This is a genomic window from Marivirga atlantica (assembly GCF_016734805.1).
Classification (GTDB): domain Bacteria; phylum Bacteroidota; class Bacteroidia; order Cytophagales; family Cyclobacteriaceae; genus Marivirga; species Marivirga atlantica.
The window spans coordinates 51,761-77,912 of sequence record NZ_JAERQG010000002.1 but is presented as its reverse complement, the minus strand read 5'-3'; the positions used below and the strand labels follow the sequence as shown (position 1 = coordinate 77,912).

Here is a 26,152-nt window from a genome sequence, read left to right as displayed (position 1 = left end):
ACATTAATTATGTTTCAGATTATTTTAATTAAAATGAAAACTATAACTTTTCGACTTTGAGCTTTTGAATTTTCTCAGCTTCTGCAATAAAAGCTGACTCATTATTTAACCTTACTCCTATTTTAGCCTTACAAATCGCTGTAAAATCCTGTTCAAGAATAGTTAAATCGAAATCACTAATAAGCTTCATTACTTCATTGGTAATGTCATAGCTGTAAGTGAGCAAATAAGTGTTTTGAACAATCTCTTTTTTTATTTTGGCTTGATCAAGAGCATCAGCTGCCGCTGTTTTATAGGCATTAATCAACCCTGACACTCCTAATTTTGTACCACCAAAGTAACGTACCACCACTACAAGCGTATTGGTCAACTCTTTAGATCTAATCTGACCAAGAATGGGATCTCCTGCTGAATGTCCTGGCTCACCGTCATCATTAGCCCTATATTGACTACTATCAGCTCCTAAAATGTAAGCGTAACAATGGTGTCTGGCATCATAATATTGCTTTTTAATTTCTTCAAGCAACTCTTTTACCTCCTCTTCTGATTGTGCTGGCAAACAAATTCCGATAAACTTACTTCCCTTCTCTTTATATAAACTTTCATGTCTATCAGTAATGGTAAAGAAGTAGTCCTTCATCAATTTTTCTTAATTTGGTTTTTTTAAATGTAGTCGAGTTTGAACCCTGATGAGGCAAAAGTATCAAATTTTTGAAGAATGGCCTGAAACTGAAATTGAAGATCAATTTCAATTCTCACTATTTTCCAGACAACAGTATTGGAAGAATCATCTTGAGGAAGAGCAAATATTACCATTATCCCTGAAACAAGATGGTCAGCTAAAAGCCTTTTTTTGTTTTCAAATCAATGAAAATACACTACAAACTCCTGTTAAAGCTCCTTATTTTGAGCCTTATCTTTTTGATAAATCGAGTTTATACGAATGTCTTTTAATAATTAAAGAGTATTTAGAAAAACACTATACAACTGCGCAACTAGTATTTACCTTTCCATCATCTTTTAATATTCAACCAATACTACTTGAGAATAGCTTTCAAATAACTGATGTAGCTATAAGTCATTATTTATCTGTAAGTAAAGAACAAACCTTTATGGAGCAAATGCTTGGTAAAGGTGCAAGCAGAAAAAGGAGGAAGTTAAGGCAATTATTAGAAGAAGACTACCTGGTTGAGCATGTGGCGAGGCACGAGTTTGCCAAATATTATAAAATATTAGCACAGTGGCGTAAAGAGCAAAATCATAGAAACATTATTTCATATGAACATATGCTAAAACAGTATCAAAGCTTTCCTGATCAGTACCATATGTTAAAAGTGAATAGGTATTTTAAAACTATTGGCTTGGCAATTTTTATTAAAGAAAAACCGGAAACTTACTATACCTACATTTTATTAAAAGATGCTCAGATAAAAGAAGATATCAATTTATTGCTCTGGCATGCGCTCTATCAAAAAGCACAAAAGGAAGATATTTCAATCATTGAAATGGGCACTTCCATGCTAGCCAATGGCAAGATTAATAAGGGATTGGCCGTCTACAAATCAGCTATTGGCGGTATAATAACTAAAAAGTACACACTTAAATGCTGAAGTGGTTTAATATAAAAACCAATTCAATTTGGGCTGGCGTATTGCTCAGCCTGAGAATGATGGCTGGGTTGGCCATGCAAAAAATTGTTGCCATAAAATTTGGTCCATCAGGGACTGCACTCTTTAGTCATTTTCAAAATTTACTGTCAATTTTTACTCAACCCTTACAGGATATTATAGGACAGGGATTGATCAGTGCTTATTCTAAAAATAAGTTTGATAACAAGCCTAGGTTAATTGGAAACGCTCTTATTTTAGGTATCTACATCACAGTGAGCCTTAGTGTGCTTATTGTTATTTTCCAACACACCGCTCTTAGTTATTTTCCATTTAATAGCACACAGTGGCTTTTGCTATTTCTGAGCCTTCTTTTATTTTCAATTCAGTTGCTACTTGCAAACTACCTCATCGCAAAGCGGAATCTAAAAACACTTTCTCTACTTTTTCTGGCGCAATGGTTTCTAATTATTTTACTCCTTTCGGTTCCAGGGCTAAGTATAATTGAGCTTCTATTTTACTATGCTCTTATTCAAGGTGGGTTTACTATCGTTTACTTTATAGTCATTGTAATTGACTATACGGAAATCAGAAAGCTTACTTTCAATTTAGATGCAAAACTATTACATCATTTTAAACAGTTTTTGCTCATTGGTTTAACAATATGGATAAGCAGTAAGCTTACCGATTATTTTGTTCGGGACTACGCATTGTCAAATTTTGGCACTTCTGAAACTGGCTATTGGCAGTCCGCAGCAAGAATTTCCGAGGCCCTTAAAAGCTTACTCATTAGTTTCTTAATGATGACCGTATACCCAGCATTTGCTGCTATCAAAAATAAAGTCAAGCTTCAATCATTTATGAAAAAGCAGCTAACCAATATGTTGCTAATAATTCCGCTGGCCTTATTGATACTATACTGGCTAAGCCCTTTAGTATTGCAACTCTTATATAGCAAAGGATTTTCTGATGCTGTACCCCTATTTAGGCTACACCTATTAGGAGATTTATTTGCTCTATTCAGCTTTCCTTTTGCGCTATTGTTAATGGCTAAAGTGGAAACCAAAAACTATATCTTAGCAGAGGGATTAAGCGTTCTCAGCTATATTTTGATTATCTTTCTGCTCAAGAATCAAGATATTGAAAAAATAATTTACGCTTATATTGCTCGCTCCTTTATCTATCTCATCTGCACCGCTTCATTCAGCAAAAAACTACTAAAACTTGGCTAAAGTCGCTGTCATATGTCTTTGTTACAATCACGCCTCACATGTTGTTGAGGCTATGCAATCCGTGGTTGATCAAACCTTCAAAGATTGGGAACTCATCGTAGTTGATGATGCCTCTACAGACAACAGTCTTTGGGAAATAGAGCAATACAAAATTAAACATCCTGAATTACCACTAAGAACTATTTTTCTGGGAGAAAACATTGGTAACTGCAGGGCTTTTAATAAAGCATTAGTTTTAACAAAAGCTGATTATATAATTGATCTTGCCGCTGATGATATTCTATTACCAGAACGCTTAGAAGCTGGTGTTAAGAACATGGATGAGCATATTGATGTGGCCATTAACTTCTCGAATGCAAATTACATTGACGCTTCGGGTAATTTCATCAAGACACACTATCCGGTAGGGCCTTTAAAGCGATCCGATATTTTTGTGCCTGACGGTGATGTTTTTGAGTACGTCATAAAAAATTACTATATCTGTTCGCCAACCATGATGTATAGGTCATCATTCCTCAAAGCCATTGGCGGCTACGATGAATCACTTGCATATGAAGACTTTGACATAAAAGTAAGACTTGCCCATAAACACAAATTCTCTTACTCTGATAAAATTTTAGTACATAAACGCGTTTTAAATTCGTCAATGTCTCAAAAACAATATAACTTAGGGGACAAACAATTGGCCTCCACTTTAAAAGTGTGCAGGAAAATTTTCAACCTCATAATTACCAAACCCCAAAAACAAGCTTTACTGAGTCGCATTGCTTATGAATGCAAACAAGCACTGATCCATTTTAGGTGGTCATTGTTCGTTAGCTTCTGTGGCTTAGGATTGAAAACATTATTAAAGAAATGAAGAGGGTATTATTTGTGTGTTTAGGAAATATTTGTCGCTCACCGCTTGCCGAAGGCTTGTTTACGCAGAAACTAATTGAAAAGGGCCTTCAATCTAAATATAAAGTAGATTCTGCTGGTACTTCTGATTATCATATAGGTGAACTTCCTGATGAACGCACGCGTGAAAATGCTGAACAGAACGGATTAAAGCTTAACCATAGAGGACGTCAATTTTCTATTGATGATTTCCGACACTTCGATCTCATAGTGACTATGGATCAATCAAATCTGGAAAAGGTACTTAGCCAATGCAGAAATAAAAATGATGCTGCAAAGGTCATTCTCATGCGCCATTATGAAAGTGATCAATCCTTAAAAAACACAGATGTTCCTGATCCTTATTATGGTGGTGAAAAAGGTTTTCAAAACGTTTATGACATACTAGATAGAACTACAGAAAACCTATTGGAAGAGCTTGAGAGATAAAACTTAATAAGCAACTGCAATACCGTATTCCCAAGGACTAAATCCTAATACCCCAAAATCAATTATCAAACCAGCTTCTTCTTCTGTTGAGTTTAAGATCTTGTAAAATAGAAGCTTTAACTCCAATATCTACACTGAAAGACTGGAACCTACCAAATGGCACCCAGTTAGCATTAATTTGCCAACAATGAAGATTTCTAAAAATAGTAAATGAAGTTTGTGTGAATTCCTTCTTCTCTATGTCGTAACCAGAAGTAAAACCTATTTTCCAGTTTTCAGTAAAGTTCACATCACCACTAAACTGGGTAGTCTGTTTTATTTCAGGCTCTTCAAATCCAACTCTGGACCAATTTATATTATATCGCACCCTTAAATTCCATGGCACTTCAAAATCTACATACATATCAGGGTTATTGAGCAATTGTTGCACCTGATCTTCACTCGCTCCTGCACTTCTAGCCCTATCTTCCAGCTCATTCTTCTTTTCATCATCACTCTTCTTCCCTTTCGGGTTTAAATTAGTGGATAGTGAAATATTAAACCTGGTGAGTCGTCCTAAGCCTTCTCCTGCCTCCCACGCATATTGATCAACTTCACGTTGGTAATATCTTTTAGTACCATTATCTCGAGTAACAATACTATCTAATTTAATAAGATAAGGATTTAGCGTTGAAGTAAAATTGACATCTAATTTACCATTGAAAAGATTTGTTCTTGCATTTAGTGTAATATCAGCCAACTTGAATGAATCAGCCAAAAGATTATAACCAGAACTTAATGATAGGTTATCAAATATTTTAACCTTTTCAACTACATCAGCGGTATCTGTCTTTTTCTTCACTTTCATCTCAATAGTATTACTTAATGAGAATCCGATATTAGCCGATTTACCACTTCCAGGGCTACCATAGACAAAACCATCATATTTTGAGTAAAGGCGGGTATTTCCTAAAGAATCTGTTTGCACTTCTTTATAAATTCCATACTTCTCTTCACTAAAATCTGGACGCCAGCTAAAGTTAACAGAGGGTGTCATAACGTGCCTTATAGCTGTTACAGGTCCTGCCTTAGGATATACCATACCATACAAACGCGTATTAAAACCTATCCCTGCATTGTAAGCATTTGCCCTGGAAAATTGACGAAGTGTATCGATCACCACTTCATTTAATTCCGGGTCATATCTATGATTCAATTCTTTCAAATACCAAAACTCTTCATAATTAAACACGGGTGCCGCAGTGATAAATTTTAACAAATTAAATGAAGTTGAAACAGGTATTCTGTGCTTACCACCATTCTGAGCTCTTTCTAGCAAGTAAGGCATATTGTCAAAATTAAAATTGGTAATACTGTCTGATTCTCTTTCGCTATCACCCAACCTTCCTATGTTATTTGTCACCTGATTAGTAGCTGTGAAATTATAGGAGTAATTTAGTTTTTCTATAAATGTTAAATTCTTGGCATTTATATTCTTAAAAGGATATTGCCTGTTCATATTCAAGGCAAATTCAGGAAGAAGAATATCTATTTCATTTGTCCTTACATTTTGGTTATGCCTGGCACTTATGGCATAGTTAAATGGCGTTTTAGGAATTACGTTAGAGTATGAAATGTTACTGTTAAAGGTTTGTCTGACCTGTTGACTAAAATTAGTAGTAGGGTTGTTATTGTTATAAGAGCTGGTACCACCCTGAACACTAGCTGAGAACCTACCCGTACCTTTTGACTCTGGTCTATGTGACCATGTAACCCAGAAATCTCTGGAAACAGTTGAGTCAGTTTCACTTTCACCAAGACGTTGCTGATTAAATCTAAGATTAAAACTACCAGAATAGCTGTAACGCTTTCTATAATTAGATGCCAAGGATGCTCCAAAACTACCTTTAGAATATATCTCTCCTCTTAAGGCCATATCAACGTATTCATTAATAGCCCAATAGTAACCTCCATCTCTTAAGAAGAAACCTCTCCTGTTTTCCTCACCATAAGTAGGGAAAAGTATACCTGATGATTTAGTATTCGGCATGGGGAACATTCCAAAAGGAAATAAAAATGGCGTAGCTATTTCATTTAACTCCAAATGAAATGGACCTGCCAGTATTTTATCATTTGGTATTAACTTGATTTTACTAGCGGCAATTCCAAAGTGAGGGTGTTCCAAATTACAAGTTGTATACAGAGCATCCTCACCATATAACTCATCTTTTTCATTCTTCTTGATCCACTCCGAGTGCATGAATGCCTCTCCTTGCTGTGTTACCACCCCACGGATCACAGCTTTTCTGGTATCAAAATTATAGGTAATAGCCTCGGTTTGATATACCTGTCCTTTATCAGTGAAAACCGGTTCACCTATTGTTTTGCCTGTTGAATCCTGTACACCCTCGGCATCTAAAATCTTCGTGGCATAGTTAACTTTTATTCTATCAGCATCTAATTCAATATCTCCATAATCAACATGCGATGTTTTAAACATGATGATATCCTGCGTTTTTAAATTAAAATTAATGGAGTCTTTGGCCTTATAATTGACTGTAGTTTTTATGTCGCCAACTGGCACTGCGGTTGAATCTGTAACACTACTACTGTCATTGGCTGATAAAGTAGAATCAGAAACTTGCTCATTCTGAAGAAGTTCCGAGTTATTACTAGTATTAGTAGAATCGTTGGAAACCTCTTGTGAGTAGGCAAAAAAAGGTACTAAAAATATGATTAAACTAAATAATAAACGCCTCAAATTCTCTCTTGGATTTTTCCGATTTGTCGAATTTTTTACAACTTTGTGTAAAATTATACTATTCAAATTTAACAACCGAAAGATTGTGAAAAATATTACCATACTTTCGCTACTGACCGGTTTGCTGATCCTTGGTTCTTTCACAAATCTCAATAAGCCTTCATACAAAGTTGACCGTATTGTGATTGATGCAGGACACGGTGGTAAAGATGGTGGAACCTTTGGAGCTATCTCCAAAGAAAAAGATGTGGCCTTACAAATTGCTACCGAATTAGGTACTATCATAAAAGAGTATTTACCAGACGTTGAAGTAATTTATACAAGAGCTGATGATAACTTCATAGAACTTGATGAACGTGCCAATATCGCAAACAAAAATGGTGCCGACCTCTTTATTTCAATTCATTGCAACGCGGTTGAATATAGTAACAAAGTGAAGGGAACGGAAACCTGGGTGATGGGGCTCCATAAATCAGAAACCAATCTCAACGTAGCAAAAAGGGAAAACTCTGTTATTTTAATGGAAGAGAACTACTCAGAGAAATATGAGGGTTTCGATCCTAATGATCCTGCCTCGCATATATTATTTTCTTTGTATCAAAATGCATATCTTTCAAATAGTTTAAACCTTGCTGAAAAAATAGAGTTCCAGTTTAAGAAAAGAGTAGGCCGGAATAGCCGTGGTGTTAAACAGGCAGGATTTGTTGTACTTTACAAAAGCTCAATGCCAAGCGTATTGGTTGAAACAGGTTTTTTAAGTAACCCTTCCGAAGAAAGATACCTAAATGATGATCTAGGTCAAACCTATATCGCCTCAGGAATCTTTAGGGCAGTCCGTGACTATAAGGTTGAAATTGAATCAATGAACTAAAATGCATAAACTTTGAAGATAGCTAAAGAGATTAAAATTGCCGTACTAGCCATCACCTCGCTAGTAATTTTTTATATAGGCTTCAATTATTTAAAAGGTGTAGAGTTTTTCGATCCTACCAATGAGTATTATGCTATTTATGATGAACTAAATGGCTTAACAACATCCAATCCGGTTTTACTTAGTGGCCTCTCTGTAGGGCGTGTTAGTGAAATAGAAATTTTGCAAGAGCAAAATAACAAGGTTAAAGTTTACTTCGAGGTAAGAGAAGATATTACACTGGGCACTGAAACAGTAGCACTGTTATCAACCGACCTGCTTGGCTCCCAAAAAATTGTAATACAAAGGAATAAGGTATCTGAGGTATTGAAAGAAGGTAGTCAAGTGAAGGGCAATGTGGAACAATCCTTAACTGCACAAATTCAGGCACAAGCCTATCCAGTACTTAAAACATTAGATTCAGTAGGCCATCACCTTAATGGTATTTTAGAAAATATTGATCAGAATGAGCAGCGTATCAATGCTATTTTAGCAGATGTTCAGGAAGCCACACATGCCATAGCAGGAATTTCTCAAAGAGAGGCTCAGATTAAATCAATGCTAGATGATTTTAAGAAAATATCATCTGCACTTGCCAACGAAAAAGAAGGGTTAAAAGCTACTCTGGCAAAAACCAATGGTATACTTGATTCCGTGAACAACATTGAAATGTCAAAACTGGTAAACAACCTAGACAGCACCATTCAAAATATGAACAAAGTTTTAGCCAGTATGAACGATGGAGAAGGAACAGTTGATAAACTACTTTCCAGCGATTCACTTTACAATAATTTAAATAAAACAATGGAAGACCTTGATAAGCTTCTCATTGATTTCCGCGAGCAGCCTAAGCGATACGTTCATTTTTCATTATTTGGCAGAAAGGACAAAGACAAGAAAAAGAAATAATTGATTATAAAGACATTAGAACCATTCAATGGATATAGCATTCAATAAAAACGAAGACACCAACAAACAATTAGTAGATAAACTAAAATATAAACTAAAAGAAGTTTATAAAGGTGGAGGCGAAAAGAAGATCGCCAAACACCATGAAAAAGGAAAGCTTACGGCAAGAGAAAGAATCGATTATTTAAAAGATGATAATGCCGAATTTCTTGAAATTGGGGCTTTTACTGCCGAAGGAATGTACGAGGAAGTAGGTGGTTGCCCATCTGCAGGTGTAGTTACAGGAATTACCTACGTACAAGGAAGACAAGTTGTAGTAGTTGCAAACGATGCTACCGTAAAAGCAGGAGCCTGGTTTCCCATGACGGCCAAAAAGAATCTTCGTGCACAGGAAGTAGCAATGGAAAACAAATTACCTATCATCTATTTGGTAGACAGCGCAGGTGTTTTCCTTCCCATGCAAAACGAAATATTTCCAGATAAAGAACACTTTGGAAGACAGTTCAGAAATAACGCACTAATGTCATCAATGGGCATCATTCAGGTTGCTGCCATAATGGGTAGCTGCGTTGCTGGTGGTGCTTATCTACCTATCATGGCTGATGAAGCTATGATTGTCAATAAAACAGGATCTATATTTTTAGCAGGATCTTATCTTGTAAAAGCTGCTATTGGTGAGTCAGTAGATAATGAAACCCTTGGTGGTGCTACTACTCATTGTGAAATATCCGGAGTTACGGATAATAAATATGAAACTGACGAAGAGTGCTTAGATGCTATCAGAAAAATATTTGATAAAATAGGAGCACCTGAATCTGCAGGTTTTGATAGAGCTGAACCGGCAAAACCAAAACTTGATGAAAAAGAAATATATGGAATACTACCCAGTGATAGAGTAAAGCCATATGATACAAAAGAAATAATTCACCGTTTGGTGGATAATTCTGAATTTGATGAATACAAAGAGCTTTACGGAAAATCTTTAATATGTGGTACTGCACGTATTGATGGCTGGGCAGTAGGGATAGTGGCTAATCAACGTCAGGTTGTAAAAACCAAAAAAGGTGAAATGCAAATGGGCGGAGTAATCTACTCCGATTCGGCAGATAAAGCTGCCCGTTTTATTATGAACTGTAATCAACGCAAAATCCCTTTGGTATTTTTGCATGATGTAAGTGGCTTTATGGTAGGTAGCAAATCTGAACATGGAGGTATCATTAAAGATGGTGCTAAAATGGTAAATGCTATGTCCAATTCTGTTGTACCGAAGTTCACCTTCATTATGGGTAATTCATATGGAGCAGGTAATTATGCTATGTGCGGTAAGGCCTATGATCCTCGATTGATATACGCCTGGCCTTCGGCACAATTAGCAGTAATGAGTGGTTCTGCTGCAGCCAAAACACTTCTACAAATAAAGGTCGCTACCTTAAAGGCAAAAGGAGAAGAAATAACTGAAGAGGAAGAAAAGAAAATGCTCAAAGATATTGAAGACAAATACAATGAAGAGCTTTCTCCTTATTATGCTGCAGCCAGGTTATGGACAGATGGTATCATCGATCCTTTAGAAACCAGAAAAGTAATCTCTATGGGTATAGAAGCAGCTAACCATGCTCCTATTGAAAGGAAATTTAATGTTGGCGTAATTCAAACCTGATAGTTGATGGAGCAGATGGACGAGAAAGAGTTTAAAGCTTTAGTATCTCTTTTAGAGGATGAGGATACAGAAGTAAGCCGCCATGTTGAAGAAAAAATAATGTCCTTAGGCGGGTCAGTAATTCCTTTTCTTGAGGAACAATGGGAAAATAGTTTCGATCCTGTTATCCAGCGTAAAATTGAAGACATGATCCATACGCTTCAATTTGACCAGCTCAAGGAGCGTTTAGCCCAATGGAAAGAAAAAGGTGCTGATAATTTACTGGAAGGTATGTGGCTTATTGCTACCTATCAATACCCTGATACAGAACTTGACGAACTAAATCAGGAATTAGAACAGATTTATTATAACATCTGGACTGAGCTAACAGAAGATTTACATCCTTACGATATTGTTAAGATTATCAATAATGCCCTTTTCCAAAAGTTAAAGTTTAGAGCTAATACCAAAAACTTTCACTCCCCCAATAACTCTTTTATAAAATCTGTACTAGAGAGTAAGAAAGGAAATCCAATATCTCTTTCTGTAATATATATTCTAATTGCCGAAAAACTTGGATTGCCTATTTATGGCGTAAATCTGCCTAACCTCTTTATCATCACCTATAAAACAGACGACTTACAGTTTTATGTAAATGCATTCAACAGAGGACTTATTTTCTCAAAAAAGGATATCGATAACTACCTGGCAAATCTTAACTTAACGCCAAAAGAAATATACTATCAACCATGTAGTAATGAAGATATTATTAAGCGCGTTTTACGCAACTTGATTATGGCTTATGAGAAATTGGACGAACATGGTAAAGCTGAAGAAATCAAAGAATTACTGGTTCACCTCTCAGGTGGAATCGACTTCGATGCCCTGGGCTTATAATGCTAGAATTTTTTAATTCTACAGCCCATAGCCATCATTTGTGATTTCTGAGGCTGAGATTTTTCCTCTATAGCCTTTAAAGCATCCGTAGCATATTGTGTTTTAACTTGTGATGCATTTTGTGGATTATCATCAAAAGCTCCTTTGTAGAGAATTTTAAGAGAGTTACCATTACTTTTTACTATAAAAACTTCGGGCAGTTTAGTAGCACCCAAAACTTCAACAAGTTGCTGCTTTGAGTCGGAATAAAGGGTTCCCTTCCATAATGAAGTAGACATAAACTTCTTCATTAGAGCTAGTGAATTCTCATTAGGCTTCTTTTCTTCATGAGGATTGATAAAAATCATATTATATCCGGATGCTAAAGCCTCAGCACTGAATTTTTTAATTCTGGCTTGATATGAATTAACATAAGGACACTCATTATCTATAAAAATGATCACGGTTGTTGAACTACCAATAATTGCCGAAGCAGCTTCATTCTTACCTGTGTTTACATTCTTTAAGCTTACACCCTCAATGCTTTGTGCATTTGCGAATACAACAATTACCAATAATGAAATACTTAGAAGAAACTTTTTCATAACCATTAATTTATGTTGTAACAAATGAAGTATTCACCCAAATTAAGAAATCGCAGTTGATAATTCATTTCAATGTCATTTTTCTTAATTTTTCCAACACAACTTTGCAGACTGTCTTCACTTTCAATAAATAAGTTAGCTTTAAAATCTATACCACCCTTCATGTAAAGCTTAAAAAGCACTTCCTTAGCTGACCATATTTTACTTAGCTTTTTCAGGTCAGTACCACAAAGCTGCAATTCGTATTCATTGAATAGACGTTGCGCAATCATCTTCATTTTCTCTTGTGGTTTTTCAATATCTATGCCAACATTTATTTGATTCCCAATAAGTAAGGTTACATAATGTGCAGTGTGTGAAAGAGATATTTCATAATTACTATCTGCTAATTCAGGCTTCCCATATTTATTCCTGAAGACAGCGCTATCAGGTAATTGAAAACTTTCAAAAGCTTCCTTTATCAGTTTTCTTCCAGCAAGAAATTCAAGTCTCTTTTCTGCATGGCTAATTTCCGCCAACAAAGATGAATCCTTTTCGCTCAATGAAAGCTGCGATAAAAATTCATCTTCACTTTCAGCTATTTCCCATATAGCTAAATGAATATTTTCGTTAATGGTAACTGTTTTGTATAAAGGCATATGTAGTTTTGCAATATGCCTAAAATTAATGTAGAAAAAATTCAAAGCCTAACGGGTCATAAAGATTGCCTGTATACCATTATTGAAGGAGAACAAAGCAATTTGATTTATACTTCTGGTGGAGATGGTTTAGTTGTGAGGTGGAATTTGGATCAGCCGGACTTAGGAGAAATGGTAGCCAAAGTCCATAATTCTGTTTACGCGCTGGCAATTGATCAACAAGCGCAACAACTTTATATAGGGCATAACTTTGAAGGCGTTCATGCTTTAGACCTGTTAACTAAAGAGACTAAAAACTCTTCAAAAATTACTGATAACTATATTTTCGATCTTAAGATTGTAGATAATCAAATATACTGTGCTTGTGGAAATGGCCAACTCGTAATACTCGATAAGCAAAGTTTACAGCTTATCAATAAGCTTAAAGTTAGTGATGCAAGTTTAAGATCGCTCGATTTCAACAAAACTTCGAATGAATTGGCCATAGGAACAAGTGACAATACCATTTACATATTAGACATATCCGGAAAACCAAAACTTAAGCAAAAGCTTGATGCACACACCAATTCTGTGTTTACTACTAAATTTCATCCACATCTGCCCTATTTATTAAGTGCTGGAAGAGACGCTCATCTAAAAATATGGAATACGCTTAATTATAATCTAGAAGAAGATATAGTAGCACATATGTATGCCATTAACAATATTAGCTTTAGCCCTTCAGGAGAATTTTTTGCCACCTGCAGCATGGATAAAAGCATTAAATTGTGGGATGCAAAGAGCTTTAAATTGCTTAAAGTAATTGACAAAGCAAGGCATGCCGGCCACGGAACCTCTGTAAATAAGCTGTTATGGACTGATCATAATCACTTGCTCGTTAGTGTAAGTGATGACAGAACTGCCTCAATTTGGAATATTCAAACAGAAAATTAACAATATCACCTTATATTTGTCTTTATAAAAGCCGCTTTGGTTGCTAAAAACGAAATATTAGCTTATTATTTCGTTAAACTGTCACAAGCTTGAAAATTGCACTAAAATGAATATCACTCCTTTAGAGATTAGACAAAAAGAATTTGAGAAAGCCTTCAGAGGTTATGATAAGGATGAAGTAGCTGCTTTCCTTTCTTCTATGTCGCAAGAATGGGAACGCGCCATGGACACACAAAAGGAGTTAAAAATCAAGCTTGAGTCTGCGGAGAAAGAAGTAGAAAAGTTACGTCAGGTTGAAAATTCGCTTTATAAAACACTCAAAACTGCTGAAGATACCGGGGCTAATGTTATCAATCAAGCCAATAAAACCGCAGAACTCCATTTAAAAGAAACTCAAATTAAAGCTGACAAGCTTATTCAGGAAGCGAATCAAAAAGCCACCAATATTATTGAGGGAGCCAATAAGAGAGCGCAATCTATCATGCATGAAATGGAGGAAGAGCTTAAGGAGATGGCCGAAAGCTTAAAAACACTGGAAAGTTTCAAAGACAATATTTCTGAAGAGCTGAAAAACTTGAGTAACGGCTTACAAGAAAGAGTTAAAAAGGTGGAAGATAGAGTAAAGCATGTAGATGTAGAAATGCACCTTAAAAGAGCTCGAAATGCTGTCAACAAAATAAAAAATGCTGATTTCGAATTGCCTGAAGAGATAGAAAGTGACAAAATAGAGTTTGAACTGGAACCTGCTGAAATGCCTGAGGTTAAGCAACCGGATACGGCACCTCAGAAAAAAGAAAAGCAAACATCAAATGCTGATGACTCAGGTGAAGACACCTCATTTTTTGACGAAATATAATAATGGCTAAAGGTAAAGTTACGCTCTCAGGCATGGCCTTTTATGGCTATCATGGCTATTACACTGAAGAAAATAAGCTTGGAAACCATTATACAGTTGACTTATCAGTTTCTACCAATTTCGAACACGTTAAGGATGAACTGGAAGGCACCATTAACTATGAAGTGCTTTATCAGTTAACCGAGAAGGTGATGAAAGAACCTTTCAAGCTTTTAGAAACCCTTGCTTATAAAGTAGTCAAAAGTGTCTTTCAAGAATTTTCTGAGGCAGAATCTGTTCATATTACCATCAAAAAAAACCAACCTCCTATTGGTGCCATATGTGATTTCGCAGCTGTTGAATTAGATATTAATCGATCCGAACTAACAGATTAAGTTATATTTCTCCATTTATTACAAAGCGGCAATCGTTTGCTTTTTAGGCTAAAAAAGGCCTATTTCACGTTAATTTATCACCCTAACAATTATTATCGTGGAAACTGTAAAGCCAACATACGACTTCAAAAAATATAAAACTCCAACTGGTTCTCAATTAAACTGCAAAGGATGGGTGCAAGAAGCTGCATTACGTATGCTGCTTAATAACCTCGATCCTGAAGTAGCAGAAAGACCTGAAGACTTGATCGTTTATGGCGGAAGAGGTAAAGCTGCCCGAAATATAGAATCTTTAGATCTAATCATAAAAGCTTTAAAAGATATTGAAGAAGATGAAACGCTAGTAGTTCAATCCGGTAAGCCGGTAGGAATACTTCCTACACATAAAGATGCACCGCGCGTGCTCATCTCCAATTCACAGTTAGTGCCTAATTGGGCTAACTGGAAACACTTTGATGAACTGGAGAAAAAAGGGCTGATGATGTATGGCCAAATGACAGCCGGAAGTTGGATTTACATAGGCTCGCAAGGCATTGTTCAAGGCACATATGAAACCTTCTCGGCAATTGCCAATAAAGATTTTGATGGCTCTTTAAAAGGAACATTAACAGTGACCGCTGGCTTAGGTGGTATGGGCGGTGCACAACCATTAGCTGTTACTATGAATGATGGTGTTTGCTTGGTAGCTGAAGTTGAAAAGTGGCGAATCGATAAAAGAATTCAGACACGCTATTTAGATGAGAGCATGGATGATATTGATGATGCTATAGACAGAGCGCTTGAAGCGAAAGCTAATAAAGAGCGCGTTTCCATAGGTGTTCATTGCAACGTAGTGCATTTACTTGAGCGTTTAATTGAACGTAATATCACTCCTGATGTATTAACAGATCAAACTTCAGCACATGACCCTCTGGTTGGTTATGTTCCTCACCAGATTTCTTTGGAAGAATCAAATACCTTAAGAGAAGCCAATCCGGAGAAATATGAAGAGCTTTCATATGAGTCAATGTACAGACATGTTGAGCTGATGCTTCAATTACAAAAGAATGGAGCCATTACTTTTGACTATGGTAATAACCTGAGAGCAAGAGCCCAAGAGAAGGGTTTAAAAAATGCTTTTGATTTCCCGGGCTTTGTTCCTGCTTACATCAGACCACTTTTCTGCGAAGGTAAAGGTCCTTTCAGATGGGCTGCTTTATCAGGTGACCCTGAAGATATTAAAAAAACAGATGAAGTTATCTTAGAGCTTTTTCCAGAAAATGAATCTTTAAGAAGATGGATTGAAATGGCACAGGAAAGGATAGCCTTTCAGGGACTACCGTCAAGAATCTGCTGGTTAGGGCAAGGAGAAAGAGAAAAAGCAGGCTTAGCTTTCAATAAACTTGTAAGAGAAGGTAAAGTAAAAGCACCAATTGTAATCGGGCGAGATCATCTAGATACAGGCTCAGTAGCTTCACCTAACCGTGAAACAGAAGCCATGAAAGATGGCTCTGATGCAGTTGCGGACTGGCCTTTATTAAATGCCTTGGTAAACACTGCCGGAGGAGCAAGCTGGGTTTCGCTGCATCATGGAGGTGGAGTTGGCATGGGCTATTCAATCCACGCAGGAATGGTAATTGTGGCCGATGGTTCTGATGATGCCGAAAAAAGATTAAAAAGAGTGTTGTATAATGACCCAGGTATGGGAGTTATTCGTCATGCAGATGCTGGATACGACATTGCACAAGACACTGCAAGAAAGCATAAATTGGATATTAAAGAACGATTGAAATAATCTTTTTAAAGTAAGTTGTGAGCTTTGAGTTATGAGTTTCAGGTAAGAGTTACTCGAAACTCATAACTAGAGACTCAAAGCCAAGCTTCACTCTTCAAACTTTGTACTTCCAACATCTTAATTCACACTTCAAACTATTACTCATGCTATTAACAAACATCAAAGCTTTATTCGGTAACCACTTATCCAATATCCCACTTCGTGGAAAAGAGCTTGGGAAACTTCCTTCCATTGAAAATGCCTATATACGCATCAAAGGTGAGCATATTGAAGATTTCGGCTCCATGAAAGCTATAAATTTAGCTGATGAAAAAGATGAGGTAATTGATTTAAAAGGCAAATATGTATTACCTTCTTTCTGCGATTCTCACACCCATATTGTTTATGCCGGAAGTCGCGAGTCTGAATTTGTTGATAAAATTAATGGATTAGGATATGCAGAGATAGCCGCTAAAGGAGGTGGTATCTTAAATTCTGCCGAAAGGTTGGCTAACACATCTGAGGACGAACTTTTTGAATCTGCCATGCAAAGAGTGCTTGAGGTTCAGCAACTAGGAACAGGCGCTTTAGAAATTAAAAGTGGTTATGGTTTAAGTGTTGAGGCCGAACTGAAGATGTTAAGGGTCATCAAGAGAATTAAAGAAAGTGTGAAAATGCCAATTAAAGCGACATTTCTTGGTGCACATGCTTATCCTAAGCAATTCAAAGATGATCATGAAGCCTATCATGAACTAATCATCAGTGAAATGCTGCCAGCCATAGCTGACGAGAATCTGGCAGATTACATAGATGTATTCTGTGAGAAAGGTTTCTTTGATGAGGAAAGTAGTGAAAAAATACTTGAAGCAGGCGCTTCGCATGGTTTGAAAGCTAAAATACACGCTAACCAATTGCATAATAGTGGAGGAGTACAACTTGGCGTAAAACTGGGAGCACTCTCTGTTGATCACCTGGAAACCCTTGGCGATAAAGAAATTAAATTATTAGGCTCAAGTAACATCATGAGCACTATGCTACCAAGCGCAGCTTTCTTCTTAAGAATGCAATATCCACCTGCTAGAGAGTTGATCGAAGCTAATGCAGCCTTGGCGCTGGCCACAGATTATAATCCTGGTTCTTCACCAAGTGGAAATATTCCATTACTTATCTCTCTGGCATGTATCCAAATGAAAATGACTCCTGAAGAGGCGGTTAATGCTGCTACGCTTAATGGAGCAATTGCTATGGAAATAGAGAATGAGGCAGGCTCTATTATGAATGGTAAACTTGCTAACCTTATTGTTACTAAGGAAATCCCTTCCCTGGCCTTTATGCCCTATGCTTTTGGTTCGCAATCTATTGATAAGGTAATGCTTGCAGGCGAATGGATTTAACAAACTTTGCATATCTAACTGAGGAGCATATAAAAACTCATACAGCCATAAGAGCTGGAGAAACCAAAATTGGTCAAAAAATCAGCTTTGGTGTTTTAGATCAGGTTTCTAGTAAGCAGTTTGTAATACTTGGTATTGAAGAATCAATCGGTGTTAAGGGCAATTTAGGAGTTGCAGGCACCCACACAGCTTGGAAAGGATTTCTATCGAAATTTTTAAATGTGCAGCATACCCATAAGCTCAATGCAGAACAAATACACCTCTTAGGCACATTCAATTTCAATAGCTTATTTGAGTCTTGTAAAACTATAGCAGAGTATAGAACAGCTACAGAAAAAGTAGACGACCAAGTTTATCCGCTTATTCAGGATTTAGTGGAAAAAGGACATGTCCCTATAATCATTGGAGGAAGCCATGCCAATGCTTTTCCTATTCTGAAAGGATGCAGTTTAGCTTTTAATGAACCCGTTTCGGCCATTAACTTGGATGCTCATGCTGACTTCAGAGCACTCGAAGGGCGACATAGTGGAAACCCTTTTTCCTATGCCTATAATCAGCAATATTTAAATCAATATAGGATAATTGGTTTGCATGAAAACTATAACAGTCAATCGATGCTCGATCACATGGATGAAGCCAGGGTAGAATTCATCAGCTGGGAAGACATCTATCTCAGAAAAGCTGTTGGATTTAACGAAATACTTGATCAATACATTCAACAAACATCTCAGAACCATTGCGGTATTGAACTTGATCTTGATAGTATTGAAAATACTTTAAGTAGTGCTATGGGACCTTCAGGTTTCACAGCAACAGAAGCTCGTCAATATGCCTACCACTGTGGTCAACATGCGAATGCTGCCTATCTACATCTGTGTGAAGCATCTACCCAGCTTGAGAATGGTCAGCAAAGTGCAACTATTGGAAAACTACTCTCCTATTTGGTTACTGATTTTGTTAAAGGTGCTTTAGAAAAAACTAATATTTAATAATATCATTAAGTGTATTGACCATTAGGTTCAGCTCAGTTTTCTTGATACGACCTAACCTTTCAATAAATCGTTCTTTAGCAATTGATCGAACATGAAAAACCAAGACTTCTGATTCTACTTTCAGACCATTCTCAGTATTGGGAGTAAGAATTGGATTGCCTTTATAACGCTTAACCTTTGTGGTAAGCGGGCAGGCAATTACTACATTCAAATGCTCATTAAGCAAGTTTCCGCTTAAAATAACCACGGGTCCGTATCCTGCCTGCTCGCTACCTTTAATCGGATCAAGGTTTACGTACCAAATTTCACCCTGCCTCATCTTCCTTGAGCTGCTTAAGGTATTCTGTCATGCCTTCCTCTGCCATTAACATAACATCTGCATCTTCCGAGGCTCTTTGATAAGATTTCGCATACGCGGCCCTTTCTAAATGTTCAAGGTATAAAGAAAGTGCCTTTTCAATCAGTTTATTCTTCGGCATATTAAGCTCCTTAGCTTTAGCTGAGAGCAGTTCTACCAATTGATCTGGAATAGATGTCGTAAGAGTGGTCATTTATCAAGTATATTTATAATATATAAATATAAAACATATTTATATATTATAAATTCCTGATTTCAGAATTAATTATTTACACCAAAGCTGTCATTTCCTAAAAGTGAAGGTTGATTTAATCTTCCCTTTGGATCTTTATTTTCTAGATTTAATACCCCACGTGGACAAACAGAAGAGCACACACCACAGCCTACGCATGATGATCTTACTATATTTTGACCTCTCTGCGCATACCAGCGTACATCAATTCCCATCTCGCAATAGGTAGAGCAATTACCACAAGAAATACATTGACCTCCATTAGTAGTGATTCTAAACCTTGATTTAAATCTTTGAACCAAGCCCAGATAAGCCGCCAAAGGGCAGCCAAATCTGCACCACACTCGGTTGCCCATAAAAGGATAAAAGCCAGTGCCAACAACTCCTGAAAAAACCGCTCCTATGCCAAAACCATATGCCGCCCGAATATCATAGGTATTTAATCCCGCCAAAGTTGAAGAGCCTGAAAAGTAGGTGTAAAGTACCCCGATCGTCATCACCACAGCAAAAACTAATACTGAATGGATAGATATTCGCTCAAATTTCCATGCTTTTAATGACTTATCAGAAAGTTGTCTGTATGGATCACCTAAAGTTTCAGCTAAACCTCCGCAGCCACAAACCCAGCTGCAATACCATCTTTTCCCATACAAATAGGTGAAAATTGGCACTCCTAAAACAAATAAGGCTATGCCCCAGCCTAACATGAAAATACCGAGTGTTCCATTCTCGAGAAGATTATCTAACCTGTATTCAAAAAAGAAAGAATAGTCCAGCGGCCACATATTTTTGAAATCCATGGAAGGCTGATTGAGCCGAACTAGAATTTCTGGAATAAGGAAGGCAAAACCCAATTGGAAGAACATAACTGAAGCTGTTCTTATCATTTGGTATTTAGAATGACGATACTTTAGTATCATTCTTACTCCCATTACCAAAATGGCCAGTGTATAAAGAAAGCCATATAGAAACCATTGGCTTGCTGGGTTTCCGCTTAACAATAAACTTACAGGATCGACCATCTGAACCCAGCTAATCATGTAAGATGGATAGAAATATAGGAAGATGTAGAATGTAATAAGGAAAGCTCCTACGAGCATACCTAACCAACCTCTTGACTTTAAAGCATTATGAAAAGTACCGTCATTTTTAATACCGGGCTTTTGTAGTTTCAATCGTGGCAGTAGGTAAAGGGCGGAACCAATGATTGGTAGCAGAATAGCGAGAAACAACCACATCCATGGATTGGTAGCAACTGTACCAACATCGGCTTTCTTAATAAGCGAAAAGGTTGTGTTTTTAATAGTTTCGTTAGAGAAGCCTTTGTTACCAATAATACTAGCATTAACATTTGCTATAACACCCTCTAATTCCTTTTGAAGCGCTTCTTTGGACTCATATGACCTACCTTCCATCCAGGAAGTATAGCTTTTCATTTGGTTTAACTGCCAGTCGCTAATTTCACTGCTTTCACTAAAGGACTTATTTATATAATCAGCTTTATACGTATTGTTTTCGGACAAAGCAGCTATTTCTGAGGCTTTATCACTAGAGATTTCGTAGTATGATTTTAGTTTGTCGTTAGCAGCAGAAAATGCATTTTTGAGTTCACTAATAAAAGTAAATTGACTGTTGTAAGTAGTACTTAAAACAGTTTGAATCGGTTCTTGAATAAGCTCATATTTATCCTTTCCAATATTTTCGATCAGTTGATCCTCTTTTAATTCATATTCTCCCAGAAAAAACATGGAAAGAAAGAGTGCGAAACCTATGATGAAAATTATGAGTCCTAATTTATGTACTGCTTTTAAGCTATTCATGTATTATCATTTTATATCTGTTACCATATGATGTCTGTTAACTGCTTTATTAACTACTCAAATCACAGGTTAAATATTCCGAAAATTTTGGATTTTGATGATTTCACTTTGTCATCAGGGTATCTTTCATTGTAAATTTTAATTAATTCTTCCTCGTATCGTTCGAAAAATTCAGGATCAAAATTGGCATGTTTTAGCTTGCTCATCACTTTTTTCTTATCCCACTTATCACGAATCATTTTTTCTACCACCTCATGTCTATACCTTATACCCATTAGGTTTATGCCTTTAAGCGTTCCGTCTGACTCGTTAAAAATCAACCTTATCGACTTCTCCCCTTTCGGGTGTTCCCAATAGATATGCTCTTCCTCATCCATTGGTTGATTGCCAACCTGGCCATATACCTGATACTCTATATCAAGAAATTTAGCAGAATTGAACCACATACCTGGTTTATAGGCTGTTTTATTGCCACAAATTGTTTGAGCAAGTGTTTCTCCGTGCATTCTACCTGTATACCAAACCTGCTCAATATTTTTTCTGTCAGATGCGGGAGCAGTTTCAAATTCTGCACAATCACCAATTGCATATACATTGGGCATATTAGTTTCAAAAAATTCATTCACCTTAATACCTCTTTTAATATCAAGAAATGAATTCATCAAAAAGTCTACATTGGGGCTAACACCAACAGTAAGGCCTACGAACTGACATTCGATGGTCTTCCCTTCTTTTGTTTTAACACTCCCAACACGTCCATTGCCATCATCATTTATACGCTCAAGTTCACTTTCCAGAATCAGATTAAAGCCTCTACTTTTGATATGCCTGCTAACCATAGCAGCTTCTTCCGGTGGAAGTACATTGTTCCAGAAATCAGATTCACGAACCAAAAAAGTTACCTCTATTCCTCTCGAATGGAACATCTCTCCCATTTCAATCCCAATCAATCCACCACCAACAATTACAGCATGTTTAGTAGTAGATGATAAGGCTTCCATAGTTTTTAAATCCTGATAGCTATATAAGCCCTGCACACCCTCTAAGTCTTGACCTGGCCAACCAAATTTATTTGGTTTAGAACCCACTGCTAAAATGAGTTTATCATATTGTATTTCTCCACTTTTTCTAGTGCTAAGACTTTTACCTTCAAAATCGATTTTATTCACATAGTCTTGCAGTAAATCAATCTTATTTTTTCCCCAAAAGAAGTCTTCATAGGGTTTGGTATGTTCAAATTTCATGTGCCCCATATAGATGTACATGAGCGCGGTTCTGGAGAAAAAATATTCAGTTTCTGATGAGACAATTAGAATTTCGTCATCGCTAAGTTTTCTGATATGCCTCGCAGCAGTAATTCCTGAAATCCCATTACCTACTATAACTATTTTCCTCATCTATTGAAGTTTACTAAAAGGTTATCAATTTTAAAGTTATTAAACATGAACATTTGTCGAATGACTGACAATTAGTTAAATCCTGTTTAAAACTTTAGCCGTATATTGAGTTAAACTAAATCAAACGCTCTAACAAATTATGAAATTTTTAATCAACACATTAGCCATTTGGCTAATAACTTTTGGCACGCTGTTCGGAGGGAACCAATCTCTTACAAATTTTAATCAGTCTGCCGATGCCTTTCTTAAAAAGCACGTAAAAAACGGAAAGGTCGACTATAAGACCTTGAAAAATAATTTTATTGAAATCGATCAGCTTTATCAATCTTTGGCAGGCGTAAATGTAAATAACCTTAGTAAGGATGAAAAAATGGCATTTTACATTAACGCTTATAATATTATTGTTATCAGACAGATTACTGACTACTACCCTCTAAAGTCCGCTTTAGATAAAAATGGCTTTTTTGACAAAGTGAAACACAAAGTTGGTGGTGAAATGCTAACACTAGATCAAATTGAAAAAGGAAAAGTCATTATTCCTTTTAGAGATCCAAGAGTACATTTTGCTTTTTCATGTGCGGCAATTGGTTGTCCTGAACTCGGTGACTTTGCCTACACAGGTGCAAATTTGGACGCAAAGCTCAATGAAAGGACAATGAACTCAATTAATAACCCAGATTTTATAAAAGTCAATTCTGGTGAAAATACAGTTAAGCTTTCGATGATTTTTAAGTGGTACGAGAAAGATTTCACCATGAAGGCTTCGGATGTTTTAGCCTACATCAATGACTACAGAAATCAAAAAATACCTTCATCGTATCAGGTAGATTTCTATCCTTACGATTGGTCATTGAATATTCAATAGTTTAATTCGGTTTGTTTTATTTCTAAGTCATCTGCGCTAAGTGGATGACTTTTTTTGCTTAATACAAGGCTACTTAAGAAAAAAGCCTCAATTTTGCAGGCCAAAAAATTAAAAGACTATGTTAAGAGGAGGAATACTTGTGTTTCTGGGAGCCTGCAGTTTTGGTGTGCTAACCACATTGGTAAAATTATCTTATGCCGAAGGCTTTACTTTGGCAGAAGTTACAGGCGTTCAAGTATTTTTTGGCACCATAGTTCTATGGCTTATCTTAATTGGCAGAGCCCTATTCCAGAAAGTAAAATTCCATTTCACCTGGCAGAATAGTTGGCGTGTATTGTTAACAGGCATCAGTACTGGACTGGTAAGTTTAGCTTATTACAAATCGGTACAGGAATTACCAGCTTCAATAGCCATACTGTTATTGATGCAGTTCACGTGGATTAGCATGCTATTAGAAGTCATTATTCACAGAAAATTCCCTTCAGGTAGGCAGCTACTTTCAGTATTATTTATTCTCTTTGGCACTTACCTGGCAGGTAAAGTGTATGACTTTAGTAATATACCGTGGAGTTTGGAAGGATTGGGTTACGGCCTACTAGCAGGTTTCTTTTATGCAGTATTTATTTGGGCTAACGGACGCGTGGGAAACGCCTTAGTACCTGTTCAAAAAAGTGCTATGATGATAACAGGATCATGCATATTTATATTCTTGATTTTCCCTCCAGAATTTTTGGTGAATGGTAGCCTGATAAACGGCTTGTTCCCCTGGGGATTTGCATTTGCTCTTTTCGGTACAGTAATTCCTCCATTATTTTTCGCTTACGGGATCCCTAAAATTGGTGTTGGTGTGAGTGCAATTCTCAGTTCAGCGGAACTTCCTGTAGCCGTATTCTTTTCGAGCTGGTTATTGGCAGAGCAAGTGACTTTATTACAATGGACAGGAATATTATTAATATTGGCTGCCATAGCCATTTCAAACCTCAGGTTAAAAAAGAAGCCTGAGTAAAATACTCAGGCTTATAATTTTTAGAAATGGATAACTAACTGAGAGTTATTGTACTGCTTCTAAAGCATTTAAATTACCATAGCCGAACTCTGAACTTCTGCTAGGATAAAAATCGGAAGATTGCTTTAGCTTATTCAATATTTGATCTCTGTTCCAGGTAGGATTTTTAGACCAAACTAATGCCGCAATACCTGCGGCTGTTGCTGTGGCTACTGATGAACCACCTACTGTAGATGGTTGAGAACCGCTCATTGCTAAAGAAAGTGGATGAGCATTTGACCCTGCCTTTTCCATAATAACCGTGAAATCAACTTTATCCCCTGAATGGCAGATGTCGCATCTTTTATACTGACCTTCCTTTACACCTGTAACAGCTACTGTTTCGTTCATAGTAGCAGGGAAAATAACGCCAAACCAATTGGTAAAGCTTGTAGAAGTACCTGCTGCAGAAAATATTAATTTACCTTTTCCATAAGCGTAACGAATAGCATCAGCCACTTTTGAGTTTGTAAATACATCACCTATTGACATGCTGATAATTTTCACATCACTTCTGTTTCCTAGATAAACAAGGGCATCAGCAACACCGTCTTTCTCATTACCACCGTTAATAATTACATCGCTAGTGCCTCTTACTCCAACTAAATTTGCATTGTAAGCTACACCAACGGAAGATCCTGAATTACTTCTAGGAGCAGCTATAACACCAGCCATTGCTGTTCCATGACCACACTTATCATCTGGTCCATCGATAGATTTCCACCACCACCAGCCGGTAGCATAGAATCCATAACGTTCAACTGATCTGCCAGAAGAAGCGCCTGAATTAAATTCGTTTCCTAGTTTAGTTTGATTTGGCGATAAACCTGTATCAATTAAACCTACAGTAACACCTGAACCAGTGCTATACTGCCACGCTTGGTTAATGCCCATCATTGGATAATTCCATGACATTTTCGCATTAGGTGAAATGGTAGAATACAAATCACCGGATAAGCCGTAGTCAGGATCATTAGAACAACCTGAATCGCTCATGCGTTCACCATCACCATAGGTCTCAAAGTCTACTATGTAGCCAACAGGCTCCACATATCTTACATTTTCCATTGAGCGTAATCTGTTAATTACCTCTAACTGTGAAACCTTCATTTCCATAAAAGGAAGCACTTCATGAGAGAAGTTTGGAAGCTCTTCATCAGTGATAGTCTTATCATATTTCTTACTAAGCACTTCAGTTGTTTCATCAAGTATTAGCTGCTTAGAAGCTTTCCACTCTGGATCAGCAACATTAATTGATGTCATTCTTTCATTAATATTACCGGCACTAGATACTGTATAACCAACAGTTAAAATACTATCAGCATGTACTAGGGCACTCCAAAGCATTACATCATTTGCTTCTGACCAATTAAATTCATTATTCTCTTTTAAAGAGCTAATAATAAAATCATCAATTTCCGATTTGGGCATTACTTCAATCACCTGTTCTTCAACAAGTGCGTCATCTTTTAAGGTAAGGTTTTCTTCATCTCTGGAACAAGAGAATAAAATGGATGCTGCTAAAACAGCGGTGAGTAATCTTTTCATTTTGTTTTTAGGTTTGGTTATAATATTTTATTCTGTATGCAGAGTAATTTCTATATTATAAGTCGGAAATGCAAACGTTTGCCGAAATAGATAATGGTTTAATCGA

At 36.7% G+C, this 26,152-nt stretch carries 25 protein-coding genes; 16 read left to right on the top strand and 9 right to left on the bottom strand.

Annotated elements, in window-relative coordinates; translation table 11 throughout:
- Window positions 1-40: 40 nt before the first annotated feature.
- Complete coding sequence (locus JKP34_RS07800; RefSeq protein WP_201919504.1) at window positions 41-640, bottom strand: IMPACT family protein; 600 nt, start codon at window positions 638-640, stop codon at window positions 41-43.
- Window positions 641-689: 49 nt separating this feature from the next.
- Between JKP34_RS07800 and JKP34_RS07795 the strand changes: the two genes are divergently transcribed.
- Genes JKP34_RS07795 through JKP34_RS07780 form a run of 4 tightly spaced genes read left to right on the top strand, consistent with a single transcriptional unit; the run spans window position 690 to window position 4,165 of the window.
- Window positions 690-1,610 (top strand): hypothetical protein, encoded by a 921-nt coding sequence (locus JKP34_RS07795; RefSeq protein WP_201919501.1) that lies wholly within the window; start codon window positions 690-692, stop codon window positions 1,608-1,610.
- Window positions 1,604-2,839 carry an MATE family efflux transporter gene (locus tag JKP34_RS07790; RefSeq protein ID WP_201919499.1) on the top strand — a complete coding sequence of 412 codons (1,236 nt, stop codon included), beginning with the start codon at window positions 1,604-1,606 and terminating at the stop codon, window positions 2,837-2,839. The genes JKP34_RS07795 and JKP34_RS07790 overlap by 7 nt, the downstream gene beginning before the upstream one ends.
- The gene (locus tag JKP34_RS07785) at window positions 2,832-3,698 is read left to right on the top strand and encodes a glycosyltransferase (RefSeq protein ID WP_201919497.1); all 867 of its coding nucleotides are present in this window, start codon (window positions 2,832-2,834) and stop codon (window positions 3,696-3,698) included. Before JKP34_RS07790 ends, JKP34_RS07785 begins: the two co-directional genes overlap by 8 nt.
- Window positions 3,695-4,165, top strand: coding sequence for a low molecular weight protein-tyrosine-phosphatase (locus JKP34_RS07780; protein WP_201919495.1), 471 nt, complete (start codon window positions 3,695-3,697; stop codon window positions 4,163-4,165). Before JKP34_RS07785 ends, JKP34_RS07780 begins: the two co-directional genes overlap by 4 nt.
- Before the next feature lie 58 nt (window positions 4,166-4,223).
- Here the strand turns inward: JKP34_RS07780 and JKP34_RS07775 are convergent, their stop codons facing one another.
- The gene (locus JKP34_RS07775) at window positions 4,224-6,905 is read right to left on the bottom strand and encodes a putative LPS assembly protein LptD (RefSeq protein ID WP_201919493.1); all 2,682 of its coding nucleotides are present in this window, start codon (window positions 6,903-6,905) and stop codon (window positions 4,224-4,226) included.
- 85 nt (window positions 6,906-6,990) lie between these two features.
- On the opposite strand from JKP34_RS07775, the gene JKP34_RS07770 reads away from it, so the two are divergent.
- The 4 genes from JKP34_RS07770 to JKP34_RS07755 are packed head-to-tail and all read left to right on the top strand — an operon-like array spanning window position 6,991 to window position 11,257.
- Entirely contained in the window at window positions 6,991-7,776 is a 786-nt protein-coding gene (locus tag JKP34_RS07770; RefSeq protein WP_317193663.1) for an N-acetylmuramoyl-L-alanine amidase family protein, read from the top strand.
- Between the two features lie 12 nt (window positions 7,777-7,788).
- A complete protein-coding gene (locus JKP34_RS07765; protein ID WP_201919489.1) occupies window positions 7,789-8,724 on the top strand; it encodes an MlaD family protein in 936 nt (311 codons plus the stop codon).
- A gap of 28 nt (window positions 8,725-8,752) precedes the next feature.
- Window positions 8,753-10,381 carry an acyl-CoA carboxylase subunit beta gene (locus JKP34_RS07760; protein WP_201919487.1) on the top strand — a complete coding sequence of 543 codons (1,629 nt, stop codon included), beginning with the start codon at window positions 8,753-8,755 and terminating at the stop codon, window positions 10,379-10,381.
- A gap of 15 nt (window positions 10,382-10,396) precedes the next feature.
- The gene (locus JKP34_RS07755; protein ID WP_201921478.1) at window positions 10,397-11,257 is read left to right on the top strand and encodes a transglutaminase-like domain-containing protein; all 861 of its coding nucleotides are present in this window, start codon (window positions 10,397-10,399) and stop codon (window positions 11,255-11,257) included.
- A 2-nt stretch (window positions 11,258-11,259) separates the two neighbouring features.
- Here the strand turns inward: JKP34_RS07755 and JKP34_RS07750 are convergent, their stop codons facing one another.
- Both JKP34_RS07750 and JKP34_RS07745 read right to left on the bottom strand, forming a co-directional pair.
- Window positions 11,260-11,841: a thioredoxin-like domain-containing protein gene (locus tag JKP34_RS07750; protein WP_201919485.1), complete on the bottom strand. Its 582-nt coding sequence runs from the start codon at window positions 11,839-11,841 to the stop codon at window positions 11,260-11,262.
- Window positions 11,842-11,846: 5 nt separating this feature from the next.
- Window positions 11,847-12,479, bottom strand: coding sequence for a 4'-phosphopantetheinyl transferase family protein (locus tag JKP34_RS07745; protein ID WP_201919483.1), 633 nt, complete (start codon window positions 12,477-12,479; stop codon window positions 11,847-11,849).
- Window positions 12,480-12,494: 15 nt separating this feature from the next.
- On the opposite strand from JKP34_RS07745, the gene JKP34_RS07740 reads away from it, so the two are divergent.
- From JKP34_RS07740 to JKP34_RS07715, 6 genes are all read left to right on the top strand, one after another.
- Complete coding sequence (locus JKP34_RS07740; RefSeq protein WP_201919480.1) at window positions 12,495-13,412, top strand: WD40 repeat domain-containing protein; 918 nt, start codon at window positions 12,495-12,497, stop codon at window positions 13,410-13,412.
- A gap of 106 nt (window positions 13,413-13,518) precedes the next feature.
- Window positions 13,519-14,268 (top strand): DivIVA domain-containing protein, encoded by a 750-nt coding sequence (locus tag JKP34_RS07735; protein WP_201919478.1) that lies wholly within the window; start codon window positions 13,519-13,521, stop codon window positions 14,266-14,268.
- Window positions 14,269-14,270: 2 nt separating this feature from the next.
- Window positions 14,271-14,642: a dihydroneopterin aldolase gene (gene folB, locus JKP34_RS07730; protein WP_201919476.1), complete on the top strand. Its 372-nt coding sequence runs from the start codon at window positions 14,271-14,273 to the stop codon at window positions 14,640-14,642.
- 97 nt (window positions 14,643-14,739) lie between these two features.
- Complete coding sequence (gene hutU, locus JKP34_RS07725; RefSeq protein ID WP_201919474.1) at window positions 14,740-16,416, top strand: urocanate hydratase; 1,677 nt, start codon at window positions 14,740-14,742, stop codon at window positions 16,414-16,416.
- 143 nt (window positions 16,417-16,559) lie between these two features.
- Entirely contained in the window at window positions 16,560-17,789 is a 1,230-nt protein-coding gene (gene hutI, locus JKP34_RS07720; RefSeq protein ID WP_201919472.1) for an imidazolonepropionase, read from the top strand.
- Entirely contained in the window at window positions 17,780-18,778 is a 999-nt protein-coding gene (locus tag JKP34_RS07715) for a formimidoylglutamase (RefSeq protein WP_201919470.1), read from the top strand. The genes hutI and JKP34_RS07715 overlap by 10 nt, the downstream gene beginning before the upstream one ends.
- Here the strand turns inward: JKP34_RS07715 and JKP34_RS07710 are convergent.
- The 4 genes from JKP34_RS07710 to JKP34_RS07695 form a co-directional block, all read right to left on the bottom strand.
- Window positions 18,768-19,100 (bottom strand): type II toxin-antitoxin system PemK/MazF family toxin, encoded by a 333-nt coding sequence (locus JKP34_RS07710; RefSeq protein ID WP_201919468.1) that lies wholly within the window; start codon window positions 19,098-19,100, stop codon window positions 18,768-18,770. The two genes, JKP34_RS07715 and JKP34_RS07710, sit on opposite strands and share 11 nt — an antisense overlap.
- Window positions 19,087-19,332, bottom strand: a complete 246-nt coding sequence (locus tag JKP34_RS07705; protein WP_201919466.1) for a ribbon-helix-helix domain-containing protein — start codon at window positions 19,330-19,332, stop codon at window positions 19,087-19,089. Before JKP34_RS07705 ends, JKP34_RS07710 begins: the two co-directional genes overlap by 14 nt.
- 68 nt (window positions 19,333-19,400) lie before the next feature.
- Window positions 19,401-21,191, bottom strand: coding sequence for a 4Fe-4S binding protein (locus tag JKP34_RS07700; protein WP_201919465.1), 1,791 nt, complete (start codon window positions 21,189-21,191; stop codon window positions 19,401-19,403).
- 62 nt (window positions 21,192-21,253) lie between these two features.
- Window positions 21,254-22,588 (bottom strand): NAD(P)/FAD-dependent oxidoreductase, encoded by a 1,335-nt coding sequence (locus JKP34_RS07695; RefSeq protein WP_201919464.1) that lies wholly within the window; start codon window positions 22,586-22,588, stop codon window positions 21,254-21,256.
- Window positions 22,589-22,727: 139 nt separating this feature from the next.
- Here JKP34_RS07695 and JKP34_RS07690 point away from each other — a divergent pair, with 139 nt between their 5' ends.
- Both JKP34_RS07690 and JKP34_RS07685 read left to right on the top strand, forming a co-directional pair.
- Window positions 22,728-23,453, top strand: a complete 726-nt coding sequence (locus JKP34_RS07690) for a DUF547 domain-containing protein (protein ID WP_201919463.1) — start codon at window positions 22,728-22,730, stop codon at window positions 23,451-23,453.
- A gap of 118 nt (window positions 23,454-23,571) precedes the next feature.
- A complete protein-coding gene (locus tag JKP34_RS07685; RefSeq protein WP_201919462.1) occupies window positions 23,572-24,459 on the top strand; it encodes an EamA family transporter in 888 nt (295 codons plus the stop codon).
- Between the two features lie 45 nt (window positions 24,460-24,504).
- On the opposite strand, the gene JKP34_RS07680 is transcribed toward JKP34_RS07685, so the two are convergent.
- Window positions 24,505-26,046 carry a S8 family peptidase gene (locus tag JKP34_RS07680; RefSeq protein WP_201919461.1) on the bottom strand — a complete coding sequence of 514 codons (1,542 nt, stop codon included), beginning with the start codon at window positions 26,044-26,046 and terminating at the stop codon, window positions 24,505-24,507.
- Between the last annotated feature and the right edge of the window lie 106 nt (window positions 26,047-26,152).